We start from the raw sequence: 19884 nt of genomic DNA on the forward strand, positions 1-19884 counted from the left end.
CGGGGTGTCACGCCGGGGCGGGGCCGGACGGCCGTGGCCGGAACCGGTCACCTTCCGGTCGCGGAACCGGGTCGTCCGCGGGCCGCTGGGTAGGCTTCCCGTGCCCCAGCAGTGACGCGGCCGTGAGGTGACCCTTGAGTGACGACAGGCGTGACGACGAACGGTCCGCGGGCACCCGCAGCACCGCGGGGGGCGTCTCCGGCCACGGAGCGCTGCTCCAGGGCCGGGACTTCTCGTTCACCGTCCTCCAGGGCGGGGCGCCGGACGGGAGCGGGGCCGGGGCCCGTCCGTGCTACGCGGTCCCCGCCCCGCCGCTGTTCGTCAACCGCGGCCGCCAGCTGGCCCGGGCCCGCGCCTTCCTCGCCGACGGCGGCGCCCACGCCCGGGTGCTGGTCGTCCAGGCCTCGCACCGGGGCGGCGGGGCCAGCGCCTTCGGACTCAAGGCCCTGCACGACTCCTACTCCGAGGATCCCCACCGCTTTCCCGGCGGCTACTTCTTCGCCGACGTCGAGCGCGACGGGGTCATGGAGTCCGTCAACGAGATCCTGCGCTGGTCCGAGGTCCCCGAGGAGGAGATCCCGGCCGCCCAGGACCGGCGGCGCCAGCGGCTGCGCGGCGAGTTCGCCCGGCGCGGCGCGGTCGCCGTCATGGTCGACGGCCCCAGCTCGGTGAACGACGTCCTGCCCTTCGTCGCCACCAGCCCGGGAAGCCTGACCCTGGTGGCCACCGCGCACGACCTCGACCTCGGTGAGGCCCTGCCCCACGTCCACGACGAGGTGGTCGAGCTCGACGCGCTGGACGAGGAGCACTCCGCCGAACTGCTGTGCGCGAAGGCGCGCCTGGTCCCCGGGGGCGAGGACGAGCGCGCGGCGGTGGCCGCTCTGGTCCGGCTCGCCGGAGGAAGGCCCGAGCTGCTGCTGCGCTACGGGCGCAGGCTCTCCCGGGCCCGCCGCCGGATGGGCGGGCTGGCGGCGCTGGAGGCCGTGTACCGGGAGGCGGCCGGGGAGGAGACCCTCCCCGGGGACTCTCCCGGTCCGGGGCCGCGCGGTCCCGAGGGGGAGTGGGACCGGCCCCGGCCGGTCGGGGCGGGGAACGACGCCGTTCCGGGGCGGCCGCCCGGTGGCGGAACTTCCGGCAGGGGGACGGAAACCGGGCACGGGGGTTCGTCCGGGGGCGGAACCTTCCACTGGGGGCCGTCCACCGACGGAATCCTCGGCGGGGGATCGGGGACCGGGGCCGGAGGTTCGTCCGGGGGTGGAGCCGGAGCCGGAGCCGTCCACGGGTGGATGCACAACGCGGAGTCGGTTCCGGGCGCACCGTCCGACGAGGACTCCGAGGACTCCGTGGGCCCTGTGGAGCCCGTGACCGCGGTGGCTCCCGAGGGCCTGGCCGTCGCACTGGCCTGCCACCCCGACACCGACTTCGGGGAGGCTCTCGCCGTGCGGCTGGCCCGCCTCGGGCCTCCGGCGGAGTGGGGGTCAACGCGGGCGCCCGCGACGGCGGGCACCGTTCGGACCGCGGGAGGGACCGGCGTCGAAGCCGCGACCGAAGCGGCCGTCGATGCCGACGCGGCGCGGGAGGCGCTGGCCGCGCTGGTCGAGGAGGAGGTCCTGACCGTGTCCGGGGAGGGCTCCGGGAGCCGCCACCGGTTCCTCTCCGCGCGCGTCCGGCAGGCCTGCGCCGCGCGGGCGCTCGACCGGGACCGGATCTTCCGGGAGGTGCTCACCCACTACTTCGAACGGGCGGCGGCGGCCCACCGGCTGCTGCTGCCCGGACGCTGGCTCCAGGCCGAACTCGACGGGCGGTCGGCCTTCCCTGCGGGCGCCGCCACCGCGCACGCCTTCGCGGACCGGGAGTCCGCCCGCGCCTTCCTGGACGCCGACCGCGCCGCCCTGCGGGCCACCGTCATCCAGGCGGCCGTGCGCGGCGAGTACGAGCGCGCCGCCGAACTGTGCGAGCACCTGTGGGCCCTGTGGTTCACCTCCGGCCGCTTCGCCGACGTGGTCGACACCCACACCGAACTCCTGAACCAGACCCTGGGCACCCACCGCCTGTCCCCGGCCCGGCTCTCCCGGCTGTGCGTGCAGCGCTCCATCGCCTACCGGCGCGACGACAGCCCCGCGCGGGCCCGAGAGGACGCCGAACGGGCCCTGGACCTGGCCCGCGCCGTCGCGCCGCCGCAGCCGCTGGTGCTGCTCACCGCGCTGGAGGCGGTCGGCGACGTGGCTCTGCGCGACGGCGGGACCGACGAGGCGGCCGCCCGCTTCGCGGAGGCGCTGGAGGTCGCCGGGGACGCGGGGGACCCGCGCGCGGTCCGCAACGCGCTGCGCAAGCTCGGCGGGGTGCGGCTGGAGCAGGGCAGGGACGAGGAGGCCGAGGAGCTGCTGGTCCGGGCGCTGGACCTGGCCGCCGGGGACCCGGTGGACGACCTCCAGAACCGGGCGCGGCTCGGCGCGGCCCTGGGCGACCTGCTGCTGCGGCGCGGCCGCCGGGACGAGGCCCTCGACCGGTGGGCGCGGGCCGCCGAACTGCACGGGCGCCTCGGTGACCACCGCAGGGTCGGCGACATGCACCTCAGGCGCGCCGAGGCCCTGGAACCGGTCGACGGCGCCGCCGCGCACGCCGCGCTGGAGGAGGCCCTGGCCGGGTACGAGGCGGCCGAGGACCGGCGACAGGCCGAGCGGGTGCGTGCCCGCCTGGAGACGTGGCCTGGGGAGTGAGGGCCACGAACCCCGCCGTCGACCGCGTCGGAACGGGAACGCCGTGCCTCAGGGAAGCTCCCGCACCACCCGGACCCGGACGGCGCGGTCGCCCACCAGGACGGTGATCCCGGAGCCGTCGGCGGGGCCGCTCCCGGCGGCCTGACCGGCCTGACCGCGGAAGTCGCGCCGCAGCCGCCAGAACGCCGAGGCGAACACCTCCGGGTCCACCCCCCGCGCGTCCCCCTCGGGGGAGAGCCGGTGGCGGCGGCCCGCCCGGTCGCCGACCAGGCAGTCGCCGCCGTCCACGGCGGCGGCCAAGCGGGCGCCGGGGTGGGCGGCCAGGGCGTCGGCGATCCGCCGCCACGGGTCGCTCCGGTCCGGCCCGCACACGACGATGTCCGCGGCGTCGCGCCAGCGGGTCTGGGGTTCGTCGGCGTGCGTCACCGTGTGCGGTCGGCGCAGGGACAGCCGACCGGTGACCGCCGGTTCGGCCGGGTGGCGGGCCACCCGGATGCCGCCGTCCTCCTCCTCGGCGGTGGCCAGGAGCGGGGCGCAGTCGGCCGCGTCGGGCCATCCGCGCCGGAAGGGGACCGGCGGGTCGGGCGGGGTCACCCGCACCCCGTGGACGGGTTCGGCCAGGCCGAGAACGCGATAGAACGCGGACCGCAGAATCGCGCCGGACCTCCCGGGAGCGGAGGTGAGCATTTCCGTGGTCTCCGCGAACCTTTCCGCGGTGTGTTTCTCCGCGTCCCCGACGATCTGGGGAAGGAGCGGTTCGTCCGGGCGCAGAAGGGTCGCGGTCCTCCCGAAAGCGGCGATAGGGGAGTCGCTGGCCATTTCGTGGTGGGGAAAGGCGCCCAGAACGGTGTGGGTGCCCAGTGCGGCGCCGTAGAAGGTGACCGAGCCGTGGTCGCCCACGACGTGGTCGGCCGCGACGAGGGCCGCCTGCCAGCCCTGCCGGGGAGGCAGGACGCGCAGCCCGGCGCGTTCGGCGTCGGCGAGCCAGGCGCGCACCTGCCAGGGCCCGTGGCCGTGCCAGACGTTGGGGTGCAGGGCCAGCGCCACCCGGTACTCGTCCACCGGGAGTTCCTCCAGGAGGCGGACGGGCAGGTCGGGCCAGCGGCCGAGTAGGGAGGTCGGGCCCCAGGTGGAGCTGATCAGGACGAGTCTGCGCCGACCGGTCTCCAGGTGGTCGCGGTAGCGCTCACGCCAGGGGAGCCCGGCCAGGACGCGGTCGTAGGTGGGGTCCCCGGCGACGACGGCCGCGCCCACCGCCTCGGGGCAGGCGGCGCCCAACCGGTCGAGCTGCTCGGAGTGGGAGAGCACCAGGGTCTGGGGGACGAGTGCGCCGTCGCGCAGCAGGGTCTGGCGGGAGAGGCCGAAGACCGCCTCGTCCTTTTCCGGTGTTTCCCCTGGGGTCGCGCCCGCGGTTTCCGGTTTCCGGTTTCCGGTTTCCGGTTTCCGGTTTCCGGTTTCCGGTTTCCGGTTTCCGGTTTCCGGTTTCCGGTTTCCGGTTTCACCAGCTTATTATATCCGGCCCCGTGGGAGAACACCACCATGGGAGCTTTGATTCTGTGCAGGTCGTCGCCGTAACTCGCGGAGAGGGCAAGGTCGAACTCCTCCTCCACGGCCTGTTCCCACGGCGCGACGATGGCGCCGATGTCACTGAGGAACTCGGTGACGCCCTCCCGGAAGTTGGAGGTCCGTGCCCGGGTGAACACGATCTGCACGCGGGGGTCGGACTCCAGCAGGGGGAGGATGTCGAGCAGCCGGGTCAGCGCGGTCACGGTGTGCGCCACCACGAGGACCCGGCGACTGTCGGGAGCGGTGGACCAGGCCGGTGCCGACCCGATGGGCACCCGCAGCCGCTCCTCGACCGACATGCGCCCTCCCGGTACCGCTCGCGTCCGTTTCGTCCCGCCCTGCGACGGAACAGCGTACCGAACGGCCCCACCCGTCCCGCGCCCCGGTGTCGCCCACCCGGGGTGGCCGCGGGGACGGCCCTGCCATCGGTGTCACCGCCGGGCCCACAGCGGCACCGGTAGCGGGATCACCGGTGAGGGAACCCCGTACGTCACACCGTCAACGGTTCCGGTCAGTGCGCCGGGGCGACGATGGCGGGCACCGCGCATACCGAGGCCCGCTCCTGCTGCCCGGTGCTCGGCGTCCGCTCCTCGTGCCCGTCGCCCGCTCGCCGGGACGCTGCGCGCGACTCCGCCCCCTGGCCGGGCGTCCGGACTGGGACGCGCCGGCCCTGTCCGGAAGCGAGCTCTACACGCCGTGGGCGGAGCGGCGCGCCTCGGCGTAGCGCTCGCGCACGTGCGGCGCGTCCACGGGTTCGGCGAAGGCCTCCGGCTCGCCGAGGTCCCAGGTCGGCGCCTCGGCGGTCCCCGCCAGCGTCCATGCCGCCTGCCGGGCGGCGCCCACGGCCACGTACTCCGCGGGCCGCGGCACGACCACCTGCGCGCCCAGGACGGTCGGCGCGACCGCGCGCACGGCGGCCGACTGGGCCGCTCCGCCCACGAGCAGCACCCGGCTGACCGGGATCCCGGTGTCGGTCATCGCGGACAGCCCGTCGGCCAGCCCGCACAGCATGCCCTCCACCGCCGCGCGGGCGATGTTCTCCGGGCGCATGTTGGACCGGCGCAGCCCGTGCAGCGACCCGGAGGCGTCGGGCAGCACTGGCGTGCGCTCGCCGTCCAGGTAGGGCAGCAGCACGACGCCCTCGGCGCCCGGCTCGGCGGCCAGCGCCAGCTCGTCCAGCCCCGCCAGGTCCACGCCCAGCATCGCGGCGGTGGCGCCGAGCACCCGCGCCGCGTTCAGGGTGCACACCAGCGGCAGGTACCGGCCCGTCGCGTCGGCGTACCCGCAGATGATGCCGCTGGGGTCCTGCGTGGGGCCCTCGCTCACGGCGAACACGGTGCCGCTGGTGCCCAGCGAGACCACCGCGTCCCCCGGGCGCAGTCCCAGGCCCAGGGCGCTGCCCATGTTGTCTCCGGTTCCCGGGGCCACCAGCGCGCCCGAGGGCGTGCGCCCCACGGCCTCGGCCGGTTCGGCCACGCGCGGCACCCGGATCTCGCGTCCGAACGCCCGCGCCAGCAGGTCGGGGCGGTAGGCGTCGTCGGTCGCCGACCAGTAACCGGTTCCCGAGGCGTCGCCCCGGTCCGTGGTGGGCTCGGCCCCGGCTCCGGCCAGCCGCCAGGTGAGCCAGTCGTGGGGGAGCATCACCGCGGTCGTGCGGTCGGCGTGCTCCGGCTCGTGCTGGGCCAGCCAGCGCAGCTTGCTGACGGTCAGGCTGGCGTTGGGCACGGTGTCCACGGCCTTGGCCCACTCGGCGGGGCCGCCCAGCTCCTCGATCAGGTCCAGGGCCGTCCCGGCCGAACGGGTGTCGTTCCACAGCAGCGCCGGGCGGACCACCGCGCCGACCTCGTCCACGGCGACCATGCCGTGCTGCTGTCCGGCGACGGAGACGGCGGCCACGTCGTCGAGCAGGCCGGAGGAGGCCTCCTCCAGGGCCGACCACCAGGCGTCGGGGTGGACCTCGGTCCCGTCGGGATGCGGGGCGCGGGCCTCGCGCACCACCGCGCCGCTGTCGGCGTCACAGACCACGACTTTGCAGGACTGGGTCGAGCTGTCGATTCCGGCGACCAGGGGCATGGTTCTCGCTCCGTGAGGGCAGGGTGGGGTGGCAACCCTCACAACCTAGAGGATCGGGGCGGGTGCTGGAAAGCGCTGCCACTCTCCGTTGTCCCGTGATGACCGTTGTGCCGGGGAGGTGCTCCGGGTGCGTCGGACTCTTGGTCAACTAAACCGATAGGGAAAGTGGTTGACTGCGGTCATGGCAGCCAGCGCACCACCACCGCACCCGCGGCCGTCCGGCGGGGGTCGTGTGGCCGATGCCACGTGTGCGGAGTCCGGGAAGTGATAATTCCTACCAATTCAGTGGATTAGGCTCTGATCAGCTCCGCGGTACCCCACAGGGTCCGTGGAGCCGCACCCTCGCCGGCACCCGTACCGGCCGCCGCGGGGCCCGTCCCCGCGATCCTCCAACCACGATCACGAAGGAGCGCACCATGCGCACGACTCCAGCCGCACTCGGAGCAGCCGCCCTCACCCTGGCGCTCGCCGCCTGCGGCGCGCCCAGCGAGCAGGCCGCCGAGTCCGGCGGCGAGGGGGACGTGCTGCGGGTGGGCGTCAGCCCGGTGCCGCACGGCGACATCCTCGCCTTCATCGAGGAGAACCTCGCCGAGGAGGCCGGGCTGAACCTGGAGATCGAGGAGATCTCCGACTACAACATCCCCAACACCGCCCTGGTCGAGGGTGAGCTGGACGCCAACTACTTCCAGCACCGCGCCTTCCTCGACGAGTGGGTGGCCAACGGGCCCGACGCCGAGCTCACCTACCTGACCGACGTCCACATCGAGCGGCTCGGCCTGTACTCCGACAGCGTCGAGAGCATCGACGACCTGCCCGACGGCGCCGAGATCGCGGTCCCCAACGACCCGGCCAACCTCGCCCGCGCCCTGGGCATCCTGGAGGCCGAGGGCCTGGTGACCGTCGACCCGGAGGCCGGGGCGTCCGCCACCGAGAACGACATCGTCGACAACCCGCGCGACATCACGGTGACCCCGCTGGAGGCCGCGCAGCTGCCCCGCTCGATCTCCGACGTGGACGCCGCGGTGGTCAACGGCAACTACGCCATCGAGACCGACCTGCCGGAGCAGTCCAACGTCCTGGCCTGGGAGCCCGAGGGCGACGACTACGTCCAGTCCTACGCCAACGGTCTGGTGACCCTGGCCGAGAACGCCGAGGACGAGCGCGTCCAGCTGCTCGCCGAGCTGCTGCACGACGAGCGGGTCCTGGAGTTCATCCAGGAGTCCTGGCAGGGCGTGGTCCTGGCCGTGGACGCCGAGGGCGACATCGTCGGGACCGCCGCCGACGACGCGGCCGAGAGCCCTGAGGCCAGCCCCGAGGCCAGCTCCGACGACGCCGCCGAGGAGAGCCCCGAGGCCGGCGCCGACCAGGAGTAACGGGTCACGGGTCGGCGCCCGACAGGGGCCCGACCCCGTACGTCCCTTCCCTTCGCGAGGGCGGTGGAGCAGCGAGCTCCACCGCCCTTCGTCGTGTCCGGCGGTTGGTGCGGGCACGCCACGCGCCTGGGAAAGGGGGGTGTCCTACTTTCACAAAACCTACTCATTAAGTAGAGTTCTGTCCGGCGGTTCCGCACCCGCACCCGCCCTTGTACCCGAACTTCGGAGCCGAGCCAGGCCCCGAGCCCGAACGCCCAAGCCCGCGAAGGATCCCGATGTCCCCGCGTACGTCCCCGCTCCGCGCCGCCGCCGCGGCCCTGGCCCTCGCCGCGGCCGCCACCGCGTGCGGGGCCCCGGGCGGCGCGGACGACCCCGGGCTCACCCTGGGCTACTTCCCCAACCTCACCCACGCCCCGGCGCTGGTGGGCGTGGAGAACGGCATCCTCCAGGAGGCCCTGGGCGAGGACGTCCCCCTCATCACCCAGACCTTCAACGCGGGTCCCGACGCGATCAACGCCGTCTTCTCCGGCGAGGTCGACGCCGCCTTCGTCGGCCCCAGCCCCACCGTCAACGGCTGGGCGCAGTCCGAGGGCGCCGCCCTGCGCGTCATCGCCGGGTCGACCTCCGGCGGCGCGGGCCTGGTCGTGCGCCCCGGCATCGACGGCGTCGACGAGCTGACCGGCACCACCCTGGCCACACCCCAGCTGGGCAACACCCAGGACGTGGCGCTGCGCTGGTTCGCCCGCGAACAGGGATGGAGCGTCGACACCGAGGGCGGCGGCGACCTGTCGATCCTGCCCCAGACCAACGCCGAGACCGTCAACGCCTTCGCGCTCGGCGAGGTCGACGGCGCCTGGCTCCCCGAACCGCACCTGAGCCGACTGGTCGTCGACGCGGGGGGCGAACTCCTGCTCGACGAGGCCGAGCAGTGGGCCGGGACCGGCGGCGACTTCGTCACCACCAACGTCATCGTCAACGCCGACTTCCTCGAAGCCCGCCCGGAGGCGGTCGAGCGCCTCCTGCGCGGCCACATCGACACCGTCGACTGGATCAACGCCCACCCCGAGGACGCGCGGGAGGCCGCCGCCGCCCACCTGGGAGACCTCACCGGCAGCCGGTCCGACCCCGAGGTCGTCGCCGCGGCCTTCGCCAACATGACCTTCACCGTCGACCCGATCGCACCGTCCCTGGCCGCCGGGGCCGAGCACGCCGAGGCCGTCGGCCTGCTCGACCCGGTCGACCTGAACGGCATCTACGCCCTCGACCCGCTCAACGGCCTCCTGCGCGAGGACGGACGGGACGAGGTCGCCGGACTCCAGGAGGAACAGTGACAGCCACGACCGAGAGCGTCGGCACCGTACGTGCCTCCGCCATCGAGATCGACCGCATCTCCAAGGTCTTCGGGGAGGGCTCCGGCGCCGTCACCGCCATCGACGGCATGTCCGTTTCCGTGCGGGCGCGGGAGTTCGTCGCGATCGTGGGCGCCTCCGGCTGCGGCAAGAGCACCCTGCTCTCACTCGTGGCGGGGCTGACCCGGCCCACCACCGGAACCGTGGACACGGGCGGACACCGCGTGGCCATGATGTTCCAGGAGGCCTCCCTGTTCCCCTGGCTCACCGTCGGCGGCAACATCGAGATCCCCATGCGGGTCAACGGGATCGCCAAGGCACGGCGTAGGGAGCGCGTGGCCGAACTGCTCGACCTGGTGCGCCTGGACGGCTTCGCCCGCAAGCGCCCCCACCAGCTCTCCGGCGGCATGCGCCAGCGCGTCGCCCTGGCCCGCGCCCTGGCCCAGGACGCCGACGTGTTGCTCATGGACGAGCCCTTCGGCGCCCTGGACGCCATGACCCGCGACATCCTCCACGACGAGCTCGAACGCATCTGGCGGGAGAGGTCGCTGACCGTCGTGTTCGTCACGCACAACGTGCGCGAGGCCGTGCGCCTGGGCGACCGGGTCATCCTGCTCTCCAGCCGCCCCGGCCGCGTCATCGAGGAGTTCACGGTGGAGGGTGAGCGGCCCCGCCGAATCGACTCCGCCCAGATCGCCTCCCAGGCGGCCCGGATCACCGACCGGCTGCGGGCGGAGGTGTCGCGCCATGCCGGCTGACCCGAGCACGCAGGACCGCCACGTCCAGGGGCTGGACGCCCTGGAGATGGGGCCCCGGAACCAGTCCGACCGCCCCACCGCCGCGCGGGTGGCGGCCAGGATGTGGGCGGTCACCTGGCCCAAGCTGGCGGCCGTGGCCATCGTGCTCGTGGCCTGGCAGGCCGTGGTGTGGAGCGGGTGGCGGCCGGTCTACGTGCTGCCCGGCCCCGACCAGGTGCTGCCGCGCCTGTTCGCCGAACTCTCCTCCGGCGAGTTCTGGGAGGCCCTCGGGGTCACCCTGCGGCGCGCCCTCGTCGGCTTCGCGCTGGCGCTGGCCGTGGGCGTGGCCCTGGGACTGGCCGTGTCGCGCTTCGCGCCGCTGCGCGTGGCGATCGGCTCCCTCATCACGGGCCTCCAGACCATGCCCTCCATCGTCTGGTTCCCCTTCGCGATGCTGCTCTACGGCATCAGCGAGTCGGCCATCATGTTCGTGATCATCCTGGGCGCGGCGCCCTCCATCGCGGGCGGCCTGACCTCGGGGATCGACTACGTGTCCCCGCAGCTGCTGCGGGCGGGCCAGGCCATGGGGCTGCGCGGCGTGCAGCACTACACGCTGCTGATCGTCCCGGCCGCCCTGCCGATGTTCGTCACCGGCCTCAAACAGGGGTGGGCCTTCGCCTGGCGCTCGCTCATGGCGGGCGAGCTGCTGGTCATCATCAACCAGCAGAACTCCATCGGCTGGGCGCTGAGCCAGGCCCGCCAGTTCAACGACTCCGAGGGCCTGCTGGCCTACGTCCTCATCGTGTTGTGCGTGGGCATCCTCATCGACGTGTTCTTCAACTGGGCCGACCGCTCCATCCGCCAGCGCTGGGGCGTCAGCGCGTCCTGAGCACCGGGTTCCACCCGTCGTCCCCGGCCAGGTAGGCCTCGGCGGTGTGCCCGGCGGCCTCGGCCGGGTCCATCTGCGGACGGTCCCCGGTGACCAGCGCGCCGGGGCCGGAGTTGCGGTACTCGCGCATCCGGAACCGCCGCCAGTCGTGGCCGGAGGCCATCGCGATCCACCCCTCCTCGCGGAAGTGGTGGCCCATCCAGGAGTCGCGGACCAACACCCGCGGTTCGGCGTCCGGGTGCGAACTGGGCACCCACGGGCGGCCCAGGTAGACGGTCCCGGCGGGGGCTTCGCTGGTGAAGCGGCTGCGGGTGACCAGGAAGCCGAACTCCCGGCCGGGCCGGGTGCTCGGCGCGGTCACGTAGCCGTTGTCGGTGTCGCTGCCCCGGTCCAGGGAATGGAACTCGCACGCGTCGAACACGGCCGTGCCCCGGCCGAAGACGAAGTCCACGTCGCCCTCGACGTAGCAGCCGCGGTAGTACTGCCGCGAGGGGGTGTCCTCGTCCGGCGAGTCCGCGTACAGCGTGTCCTGGTGGCCCAGGAAGCGCACGTTGTCGAAGACCAGCCGGTCCCCGGTGGCGCGCACCGCGACCGCCTGGGTGGCGGTGACGCCGGGGTGCTCCTCGCGCAGCCAGGAGTTCGCGAAGGTCAGGTCGCGGACGTGCGCGCCGTCCCCGGAGATGACGACGCTGGCGCTGCCGGACGTGCCGTAGACGCCTCCGCCGGGCTTGGGAGTACCCGCCGCGCGGTCGTACGTGAGGACCACGTCGCGCGGGTCGCCGGTCGCGCCGAGCAGGGTGATGCCGGGCCTGTCCGCGGGGATCACCACCGGCTCGCGGTAGACGCCCGCCCCGACGCGGATGGTGACGCGTTCGGCGGCGCCCGCGGGCACGGCGTCGACCGCGGCCTGGACGCCGGCGTGGTCGCCGGAGCCGTCGGCGGCCACGGTGATCACCCGGCCCTCCGCTCCGGGGGAGGGGTGGCCGGGGCGGGAGGCCTCGCCCGCGTGCGCGGCGCCGGAGGCGGTGGGGGAGCTGCGGCGGACCATGGGAGAGGCCCCTCTCATGTGGTAAACGCTTTCTCCAAGGGCGGGGGTGCCCCTGCAACCGATTGCGGAACTGTCTCCGATGCGGCCGCGCCCCGTCAACCCCGGGCACGTCGAGGGGCCCGGCGCGACCGCCGGACCCCTCGTCACGTGTGTTCCGCCCTAGGTGCGCACCAGCGGGGTGTCCACCAGGTGCTCGGCCACGAACCAGGCCTGGAGCTCGTTGGTGCGGATCACGTCCGACACCAGCAGGTCGTTCGTGCCGTCGTCCCCCAGCTCCTGCGTGCGCGCGGCGGCGTCGTGGCAGTCCTCCAGGACCGCCTCGTGCGCCTCCAGCAGGCGGGAGAGCATCGCGGGCACCTCCTCGACGCCGTTGGGCGGGCGCGGGATGCTGGTGATCTCCGCGACGTGCCGGGGGTCGCCGACCGCCACACCGCCCAGGGTCTGCACGCGCTCGGCCAGGCTGTCGATCAGCGCGGTCTGCTCGTCGGCGTGCTTGTCCATCAGCAGATGCAGTTGGTAGAAGGTGTGACCGCGCATGAGCCAGTGGTGCTTCTTGTACAGGTCGTGCAGGATGCGCGTGTCACACAGCACCTGGTTGAGCCGCTGGCACGAGTACATCCGTGTGTCGTAGGACAGCCCGACCGGGAACTGGCGGACCGTCCCGAACTCCTGGATCTCCTCGCCGCTCTGGTGCAGCCAGGGCTGGCTGCTCCTGGGCTTGGGCGCTCCGGCCTTGCGGTCTGCGGTCGTCACTCTGGTCCCCCTCCAGTCGGTGTGACTCGTGTCGCGGGGAGCGCGCACGGTGGCGCGCTCCGCCTGCCAGTCTCGGCTACCCACCGCTCCCGGGGGCCTAACCTCGCGCCAACCGCGGGTAAGTTTCCCGTGCTTTCACCGGTCAGAGGGGCCATCCGGTCCCGGGGGCGGTGCGCCAGGCAGCGGCGTACCGAGACCGTCCGAGGCGGCCGCTAGTGTCCGGCTGGAGCATCCCCGTGAGAGAGGAGTCCCATGAGCTGGGACGTGCTGTTGACGCCGGCGCCCGTGGACGCGGAGTCCGTCGACGACATTCCCAAGGGCACGGAGACCAAGTCCATCGCGCCGCTGTCACGGCTTCTGGCGACGCTGCGCGAGGCCTTCCCTGCGGCGGACCTGTCCGATCCGGCCTGGGGCTACCTCGGGGACGAGGAGCAGGAGTGGACGATGGAGCTCAACATCGGCACCGGCGACCCGGTCAGGGGCGTGATGCTCCACGTCCGCGGCGGCGACGCCGTGCCCACCATCCTCCGGATGGCCGAGGTGCTCGGCTGCCGCGCCATCGACTGCTCGACGGGCGACTTCCTGCGCGAGGACGACGGCGGATGGGAGTCCTTCCAGGATTACCGCGACCAGGTCCTCCTCCAGGTGTCGCCGGAGGGGGGCGGGCCGTCCGCGGCGTCCTGAGCCCGTCCGTGCGGGACGGCTCAGGGGGCGACGGCGCAGGCGGCCTCCAGCACGAACCGCTGCCAGGGCCGGTGCGGGTCGTGCCCGGTCAGCTCCCGCACCCGGCGCAGCCGGTAGCGCAGCGTCTGGGCGTGCACGTGCAGCGCCTCCGCGGCCGTGGTCGCCGCGCCCTCGCGCAGGTAGGCCCGCAGCGTCTCCAGCAGGTGGGCGTTGCCCTCGGCCAGCAGCGGCCCCAGCACGGTGCGGCGGACCGCGGCCGGGGTGACCGGGCCGCCGTTGAGCAGTGCCAGCACGCACGCGTCGGAGGTCCCGAGCAGCCCCCGGGAGTCGAAGGCGTGCGGGGGTGCGGTCTCCAGGGCGTCGTCGGCCAGCCGGTAGGCGGCCGACATGTCGGTCAGCGCGCGCGGCTCCAGCACGCACCCGCGCCAGGGGCGCCCGCCGAGCAGGGCGGCCACCCGGTCGGCGTCGTCGGGGGAGACCAGCAGCACCACCCGCCCCGAGCGCGTGGTCACCAGCGGGTCGGCGCCCACCGGTTCCACCAGACCCAGCAGCTCCACCCCGGCGGCGAGCGCGGCCGCCCGCGGCGGCGCCCCGTCGGAGGGGCCGCCGTCGGCCTCGGCCACCACCAGCACCGCCGGGTCGGGCGGGGCGATGCCCAGGGTCCGCGCCCGGTCGCGGATGGCTCCGCGCGAGGCCTGCCGACCGATCAGCAGGTCGTCCAGGAAGGCCCGGCGGGCCCGCTCCAGGTCGGCGTCCAGGCGGTGCGCGGCCTCGGCGTGGCCCGCGGACAGGCTCTCGGAGATCTGGTCGATCGAGGTCAGCCACAGTTCGCCCAGAGCGAACACGTCGGTGGCGTCGAGCCGGTCGGACGCGAGTTCGGCGACCAGGCGCACCGCCGCCGCCGAACCCACCCGGTGCGCGCGCACCACCGCGCCGATCGAGCGCCCGTCGGCCGCCCGCGAGCGGCCGATGCCCCGCAGCCGCTCCATGTCCTCCGGCGGCAGCCGCGTCGCCCCGGCCGCCCACAGCTCCAGCGAGCGGCCCATCAGCCACCCGGTGATCGCCCGCACCTCCGTGAGCTGGGACCCGTGCAGCGCGCGGTAGGCCGGGACCTCGGCGTGCACCTCGGCGACGATGAGCTCGACCAGCCCGGCCCGCTCCCGTGCCAGCTCGGCACCGACCCGGGCACGCTGTTCGTGTCCCATCGCCCCACCTCCAGAACGGCCAGGGAAGTCTACCGGCAGGGTCTTCGCCCCAGGGGCGGGAAAGACGTGTGGGCAGGCCGGTCCCAGTGGGGTAGGGGAACGGAGAGAGAGCACAGTGACGCGTGGGAGGTTCCGCTGGGGTGGAGGAGACCGAGGGGACGCGGCGCGGGACGCCGCGCCGCCCTCGCCGGGATCCCCTCCGCCCGCGCGGCGCCCCCTGTGTCCGGGATGTCCCTCCGCGACGGCGGTCACCGGGCGTGAACGGTAAAAAGCCCGCACAACCACGGCGCATCGGGGACCGAGACCCGCCCGGACGTGGCAGTATGCGACTGCGGTACGGGGAAGACCGCACGCTGGAAGAACAAGGCAGACCGTTCGGCGCTGACGGGGGATGAGACAGATGCAGCAGATGACAGTTCCAGAACTCACTCTGGGTAATGGTCTGCGCATTCCGCAGCTGGGCTTCGGCGTGTGGCAGGTGCCCCAGGAGGAGGTCGTGGCGGCCGTCTCCACCGCGCTGGAGGCGGGCTACCGCAGCATCGACACCGCGGCCGCCTACGGCAACGAGGAAGGGGTCGGCGAGGCGCTGCGCCGCTCGGGCCTGGAACGCGGCGAGCTGTTCGTCACGACCAAGCTGGCCAACCCCGACCAGGGCTACGACGCCACCCTGCGCGCCTTCGAGGCCAGCCTGGGGCGCCTGAACCTGGACACCGTCGACCTGTACCTCGTGCACTGGCCGATGCCCCGCAAGAACCTGTACGTGCCGACCTGGAAGGCGCTGGAGCGCCTCTACGCCGAGGGCCGCGTCCGCGCCATCGGCGTGTCCAACTTCCAGCGCCCGCACCTGGAGCGGGTCATGGAGGAGGGCGGGATCACGCCCATGGTCAACCAGATCGAGCTGCACCCCCTGCTCACGCAGGCGGACATGCGCTCCTTCGACGCCAAGCACGGCATCGTCACCGAGGCGTGGAGCCCCCTGGGACACGGCAAGCTGCTCAACCACCCGACCGTCGTCGCGGTCGCCGAGGAGCACGGGCGCACGCCCGCGCAGGTGCTGCTGCGCTGGCACATCCAGCTCGGCAACGCGGTGATCCCCAAGTCGGTGACCCCCGAGCGCATCCGCTCCAACTTCCAGGTCTTCGACTTCGAGCTCTCCCGCGCGGAGATGGACCGGATCAGCGGCCTCAACACCGACAGCAGGTTCGGCCCCGACCCCGACGACTTCGACGGCGTCTGAACCTCCCCGTCGTCCACAGGGGCGCGCGGGCGGACCCCTCCTAGTCGCGCAGTTCCCGGTGCCTGCGGGCCCCGGCCAGGACGGCCTCGGTGCCGTTGCGGCGCATGCGGCCGACGTAGACGGCACCGCCGACGAAGATGGCGGCGACCACCCCCAGCACGGCGACGAGGGCGAGGGCGGAAAGCAGCACAGTGATCGACATGCGCTCATCGTAGCCGCACGTCCGGCGGATTCCGAAAGGGGCCGTCCGGGGCGGGCGGCGGGCGCGACACGGGCAGGGAGGGGCCGCCGATGACGGTGCCGGGGGTGGTCGACCTCCTGGACCCCGGCGCCCTGGTGGAGGTGGTGTGCACCGCCGTGGTCCCCGGGGCGGCCGGAAGCGAACCCATGCGCGCCGAGCGGGTCTGGAGACCGGCCGAGGAGGCCGGACGGCCCGGGGTCACCGTCTCCGCGGACGGGGTCGGTCCGCTCCCGGTCCGGGAGCGGCGCCCGTAGAGGTCCCTTCCCCGTGCTCCGGTGCCCGGTCGGGAACGCCCGCGTGGGTCCCCTCCTCGCGTGCCGGTGCCCGGTCGGGAACGCCCGCAGCCGCCGCGTCCGTCCGGTCGGCGCCGCTCACGGTTCCCCCGGCGCCCACGAGCACCACGGCCACCGCGCACACCGCCATCCCCGCCAGGGCGCCCGGACCCACCGGGTCGCCGAACATCAGCCACGACCACACCAGCGTGGTGGGCGGGGTCAGGTACAGCAGGGCCGACACCCGGGCCACGCCCGTGCGGGACAGGACGGCCCAGTACAGGCCGTAGCCGCCCAGGGTGGACAGCACCACCACCCACACCACCGCCGCCCAGAACCCGGGATCGGCGGGCGGGGCCAGCGTTCCGGTGGCCGCGGCCAGCCCCGTGAACAGCACGGCGCTCACCGCGCACTGCACCGCCAGGGCCTGCACCACCGAGCCCCCGGGGCGCGTGCGGCGCTCCAGCAGGGTGGCGGCCACCAGGGACAGCATCGCCCCGAGCGGCAGCAGGTAGCCCCACCACGGCGCGGCGCCCGGCCGGAACAGGTCCGCGCCCACCACCAGGCCGACCCCGGCCAGTCCCAGCGCGAGGCCCGCCAACTGGCGCGGCCGCACCCGCTCGCCCAGCAGCGGGACGGCCAGGGCGGTCGCCACCAGGGGCTGGAGGGCGGCCACCAGGGCGCTCGTCCCGGCGGCCACGCCCGCCTGCGCGGCGGCGAACACCCCGTACAGGTACCCGGACTGGGCCAGCAGGCCCAGCACGGCGTGCGCCGCCAGGTCCCGCCGTGACATCCGCTGGCGGCACCACAGCCACCACCCCGCCAGCAGGGCCGCCACGACCAGGAAACGCCAGGCCAGCAGGGTGGTCGCGGGCGCGTGTTGGGTGCCCAGCTCCGCGCCGACGAAGCCGGAGCTCCACATCACCACCAGTCCGGCGGCGAGCAGGAGGGGCGGTGCGGGACGGAACGGGCGCGTCTTGGTGTGTTCCATGCAGGCAGGTAAACACACCGGTCGGTATACTCACAATGTAGTCCGAACGAGACGCCCCCCGACGGTGGGGGACGCGACAGAGGGAGTGGACACCGTGCCCGGTACCGTGACGACACCGCTGACCCCGGCCGCGCGCCGCGTCCTGGACGTGGCGACCGAGCTGTTCTACACCCGCGGGATCAACACCGTGGGCATGGAGCTGGTCGCCGAGCGGGCGGGGGTGACCAAGAAGACCATCTACGACCGGTTCGGCTCCAAGCAGCAGCTCGTCGTCCAGTACCTGCGCGCCCGCGACGCCCGCTGGCGCGCGTACCTGGACGGCTACCTGGAGCGCGCCCGGACCCCGCGGGAGCTGGTGGCCGCCACGTTCGACGCCCTGGACGACTGGATGGGCGAGGAGAACCCGCGCGGCTGCGCCATGGTCAACGCCTACGCCGAACTCTCCGACCCCGAGCACCCCGGCCGCGCCGTCGCCGAGGAGCAGAAGCGGTGGCTGCGCGGCCTCTACGCCGACCTCGCCGAGCGGTCGGGGGCCGGGGACCCGGGCGCGCTCGGCGACGCGCTGGCCATGCTGCACGAGGGCGCGGTGGTGGCCCGCAACGTCACCGGGGTCGCCGACGCCGCGCGCACCGCCCGCGCCGCGGCGGACGCCCTGATGACCGTGCACGGCGCGGACTGAGGGGCTCGGGGAACCGGGGCGTCAGGGGGGTGTGCCCGGAGGCCCCGGACAGGGGTCCAGGGCAGCCGTGGGCGCACGGGACCGGTGAGAGCTCAGGCGTAGCCGAGCCGGGACAGCTCCGTGCCCGCCACCTCGCGCACGTCGCCGTACTGGTCGCGCGTCAGGCGCTCGCGCCACGACCCCACGCCCCAGGACTCCGCGGTCAGCAGCTCCGAGGCCGACACCCGCGCCCCGGTGAACTCCCGCAGCCGTTCGGCCGTGTCCACCTCGCCGCCGTGCACGTCCTCGTAGCGCAGGGTCAGCAGCTGCTCGGCGCCGATGGAGCGGCGCAGCAGCGCCGACATGCGGATCGCCCCGCGCCAGCGCATCGCGCACTTGGCGGCGGTGGAGCCCTCCGTGAACGCGGACAGGTCCGACTCCTCCTCCAGACCGAAGAAGTGGTTGGGGAACTCGTGGTCGAGCTTCATGAAGCTCGGTTTGAGCCAGGTCAGCGAGCGCTCGTCCTCCATCATGTCCGCGATGACGTCGCGGCCGTCCCGGATCACCTGGACGAACAGGGCGTCGGGGAAGGCCGCGTGCAGGGCGGTGGCGCAGAACAGCAGGTCGGGGCTGGCGTCGCCATAGCGGCGCACCTCCGCGCTGTGCTCGCACGGCTCGGCGGCGGCGTTGGCGGGCACGCGCGCCCACGGCCCCGGGCAGCGCGGGCAGGTCAGGGGCGTGAGCTGCCAGGCCTCGGCGTAGGCCTCGCGCAGCAGGCTCGCGGTTCCGGCGACCTTCTCCAGCGCGAGGGAGGGGCGTCTGGCCACGGCGTAGACGGCGTTGAGCACGCCCGACGAGCCCGCGCCGAGGTGCAACCCCGGCACGCGCGACAGGGCACGGGCGATCTCGGCGACTCCCGAGTGGGGAGCGCCCAGGACGAACACCGGGCGCTCGACCTTGGTCCCGTTGACCACGAGGATGTAGGACGGCTGCTTCATGACGGTGTCGATTTTTGCACCCTTTGCCCACCTCGTGTGCATCGGCAGGGGATGTGGCCTCCGTGCCCCTCCTGTCCACCCGAGGTTACGCCCCGGGTTGGACCGGGGCCGCGCACCGTTCCGGCCTCGGGCGGGGTGGCGGAGCGACGGAGGGAACGCCGGGCGGAGCGGCGAGCGCGGTGGCGGACGCGGTGGGACGAACGGTCCCCCGGCCGCGTAAGAATGGGGGGTATGGCCTCGACGACCACCGACTCAGCGCCCTTCTCCGACCCCGGGGAGTTCGAACGGGCCGCCGACCTCCTGGAGTCCGCCGAGCGCGTCACGGTGCTCACCGGGGCGGGCGTGTCCACCGACTCCGGCATCCCCGACTTCCGCGGCCCGCACGGGGTGTGGACCACCGATCCGGACGCGCAGGCCCTGTCGGACATCGACATCTACATGGGCGACGTGGACGTGCGCCGCCGGGTGTGGGCCCAGCGCCGCACCCACCCGGTGTGGCGCGCCCGGCCCAACGCCGCGCACCGAGCCCTGGCCGAACTGGAGGCCACCGGACGGCTGCGTGCGCTGGTCACCCAGAACATCGACGGCCTGCACCAGCGGGGCGGGGTGTCCGAGGACGCGGTCATCGAGGTGCACGGCACCATGCTGTGGGTGGTGTGCATGGCGTGCGGGCTGCGCACGCCGAGCGAGACGGTGCTGGCGCGCCTGGACGAGGAGTCCGACCCCCGCTGCCTGGAGTGCGGGGGCATCCAGAAGTCGGACACCATCTCCTTCGGGCAGCGGCTCGACGCGGAGGTCGTCGACGCGGCGACCAGGGCCGCCCGCGAGTGCGACGTGTTCCTGGCCGTGGGCACGTCGCTGACGGTCCACCCGGTGGCGGGGCTGTGCGACGTGGCCATGATGGCGCGGGCCAGTCTGGTCGTGGTCAACGCCGAGCCCACGCCCTACGACGACTTCGCCGGCGCCGTGGTCGGCGACCCCATCGGCGAGGCGCTCCCCGCCCTGGTGGAGTGGGTGCGCGCGGCCGGTCGGTAGGAGCGGAGGGACCGGCTCCGCCCGGGCGGAGCACCGGCGCGGTGGCCGTGGTCGA

General features: G+C 74.1%; 18 protein-coding genes. 10 read left to right on the top strand and 8 right to left on the bottom strand.

Annotated features, from left to right (window positions below; genetic code table 11):
- The first annotated feature begins 134 nt into the window (after nt 1–134).
- The gene (locus tag ACSIH6_RS07170; protein ID WP_435107438.1) at nt 135–2720 is read left to right on the top strand and encodes a tetratricopeptide repeat protein; all 2586 of its coding nucleotides are present in this window, start codon (nt 135–137) and stop codon (nt 2718–2720) included.
- Nucleotides 2721–2768: 48 nt separating this feature from the next.
- On the opposite strand, the gene ACSIH6_RS07175 is transcribed toward ACSIH6_RS07170, so the two are convergent.
- Both ACSIH6_RS07175 and xylB read right to left on the bottom strand, forming a co-directional pair.
- Nucleotides 2769–4028: a hypothetical protein gene (locus ACSIH6_RS07175; RefSeq protein WP_435107439.1), complete on the bottom strand. Its 1260-nt coding sequence runs from the start codon at nt 4026–4028 to the stop codon at nt 2769–2771.
- A gap of 945 nt (nt 4029–4973) precedes the next feature.
- A complete protein-coding gene (gene xylB / locus ACSIH6_RS07180) occupies nt 4974–6359 on the bottom strand; it encodes a xylulokinase (protein WP_435107440.1) in 1386 nt (461 codons plus the stop codon).
- A gap of 416 nt (nt 6360–6775) precedes the next feature.
- Between xylB and ACSIH6_RS07185 the strand changes: the two genes are divergently transcribed.
- The 4 genes from ACSIH6_RS07185 to ACSIH6_RS07200 all read left to right on the top strand — a co-directional run bounded on the left by ACSIH6_RS07185 (nt 6776) and on the right by ACSIH6_RS07200 (nt 10707).
- Nucleotides 6776–7732 carry a MetQ/NlpA family ABC transporter substrate-binding protein gene (locus tag ACSIH6_RS07185; RefSeq protein ID WP_435107441.1) on the top strand — a complete coding sequence of 319 codons (957 nt, stop codon included), beginning with the start codon at nt 6776–6778 and terminating at the stop codon, nt 7730–7732.
- 275 nt (nt 7733–8007) lie between these two features.
- Entirely contained in the window at nt 8008–9063 is a 1056-nt protein-coding gene (locus tag ACSIH6_RS07190; protein WP_435107442.1) for an ABC transporter substrate-binding protein, read from the top strand.
- Entirely contained in the window at nt 9060–9839 is a 780-nt protein-coding gene (locus ACSIH6_RS07195; protein ID WP_435107443.1) for an ABC transporter ATP-binding protein, read from the top strand. Before ACSIH6_RS07190 ends, ACSIH6_RS07195 begins: the two co-directional genes overlap by 4 nt.
- Nucleotides 9829–10707 carry an ABC transporter permease gene (locus ACSIH6_RS07200; RefSeq protein ID WP_435107444.1) on the top strand — a complete coding sequence of 293 codons (879 nt, stop codon included), beginning with the start codon at nt 9829–9831 and terminating at the stop codon, nt 10705–10707. Before ACSIH6_RS07195 ends, ACSIH6_RS07200 begins: the two co-directional genes overlap by 11 nt.
- Here the strand turns inward: ACSIH6_RS07200 and ACSIH6_RS07205 are convergent.
- Nucleotides 10694–11773: a pectinesterase family protein gene (locus ACSIH6_RS07205; RefSeq protein ID WP_435107445.1), complete on the bottom strand. Its 1080-nt coding sequence runs from the start codon at nt 11771–11773 to the stop codon at nt 10694–10696. The two genes, ACSIH6_RS07200 and ACSIH6_RS07205, sit on opposite strands and share 14 nt — an antisense overlap.
- 141 nt (nt 11774–11914) lie before the next feature.
- Nucleotides 11915–12508, bottom strand: a complete 594-nt coding sequence (locus ACSIH6_RS07210; RefSeq protein WP_435107446.1) for a Dps family protein — start codon at nt 12506–12508, stop codon at nt 11915–11917.
- A 252-nt stretch (nt 12509–12760) separates the two neighbouring features.
- Between ACSIH6_RS07210 and ACSIH6_RS07215 the strand changes: the two genes are divergently transcribed.
- Nucleotides 12761–13192 carry a hypothetical protein gene (locus tag ACSIH6_RS07215; protein WP_435107447.1) on the top strand — a complete coding sequence of 144 codons (432 nt, stop codon included), beginning with the start codon at nt 12761–12763 and terminating at the stop codon, nt 13190–13192.
- Nucleotides 13193–13212: 20 nt separating this feature from the next.
- On the opposite strand, the gene ACSIH6_RS07220 is transcribed toward ACSIH6_RS07215, so the two are convergent.
- Complete coding sequence (locus tag ACSIH6_RS07220) at nt 13213–14397, bottom strand: PucR family transcriptional regulator (RefSeq protein WP_435107448.1); 1185 nt, start codon at nt 14395–14397, stop codon at nt 13213–13215.
- Nucleotides 14398–14806: 409 nt separating this feature from the next.
- Between ACSIH6_RS07220 and ACSIH6_RS07225 the strand changes: the two genes are divergently transcribed.
- Entirely contained in the window at nt 14807–15634 is an 828-nt protein-coding gene (locus ACSIH6_RS07225; protein WP_435107515.1) for an aldo/keto reductase, read from the top strand.
- A gap of 40 nt (nt 15635–15674) precedes the next feature.
- Here the strand turns inward: ACSIH6_RS07225 and ACSIH6_RS07230 are convergent, their stop codons facing one another.
- Complete coding sequence (locus ACSIH6_RS07230) at nt 15675–15836, bottom strand: hypothetical protein (protein WP_190394732.1); 162 nt, start codon at nt 15834–15836, stop codon at nt 15675–15677.
- Nucleotides 15837–15925: 89 nt separating this feature from the next.
- Here ACSIH6_RS07230 and ACSIH6_RS07235 point away from each other — a divergent pair, with 89 nt between their 5' ends.
- Nucleotides 15926–16129, top strand: a complete 204-nt coding sequence (locus ACSIH6_RS07235; RefSeq protein ID WP_435107449.1) for a hypothetical protein — start codon at nt 15926–15928, stop codon at nt 16127–16129.
- On the opposite strand, the gene ACSIH6_RS07240 is transcribed toward ACSIH6_RS07235, so the two are convergent.
- A complete protein-coding gene (locus ACSIH6_RS07240; protein ID WP_435107450.1) occupies nt 16074–17138 on the bottom strand; it encodes a DMT family transporter in 1065 nt (354 codons plus the stop codon). The genes ACSIH6_RS07235 and ACSIH6_RS07240 overlap by 56 nt on opposite strands.
- 85 nt (nt 17139–17223) lie before the next feature.
- Here ACSIH6_RS07240 and ACSIH6_RS07245 point away from each other — a divergent pair, with 85 nt between their 5' ends.
- Nucleotides 17224–17817 (top strand): TetR/AcrR family transcriptional regulator, encoded by a 594-nt coding sequence (locus ACSIH6_RS07245; RefSeq protein WP_435107516.1) that lies wholly within the window; start codon nt 17224–17226, stop codon nt 17815–17817.
- A gap of 92 nt (nt 17818–17909) precedes the next feature.
- Here ACSIH6_RS07245 and ACSIH6_RS07250 read toward each other — a convergent pair whose 3' ends face one another.
- Nucleotides 17910–18794, bottom strand: coding sequence for a sulfotransferase family protein (locus ACSIH6_RS07250; RefSeq protein ID WP_435107451.1), 885 nt, complete (start codon nt 18792–18794; stop codon nt 17910–17912).
- A 231-nt stretch (nt 18795–19025) separates the two neighbouring features.
- On the opposite strand from ACSIH6_RS07250, the gene ACSIH6_RS07255 reads away from it, so the two are divergent.
- Nucleotides 19026–19829 (top strand): SIR2 family NAD-dependent protein deacylase, encoded by an 804-nt coding sequence (locus ACSIH6_RS07255; protein ID WP_435107452.1) that lies wholly within the window; start codon nt 19026–19028, stop codon nt 19827–19829.
- Nucleotides 19830–19884: the final 55 nt, after the last annotated feature.

Origin of the sequence: Nocardiopsis synnemataformans (genome assembly GCF_965343085.1) — a bacterium.
Lineage (GTDB): Bacteria > Actinomycetota > Actinomycetes > Streptosporangiales > Streptosporangiaceae > Nocardiopsis > Nocardiopsis alborubida.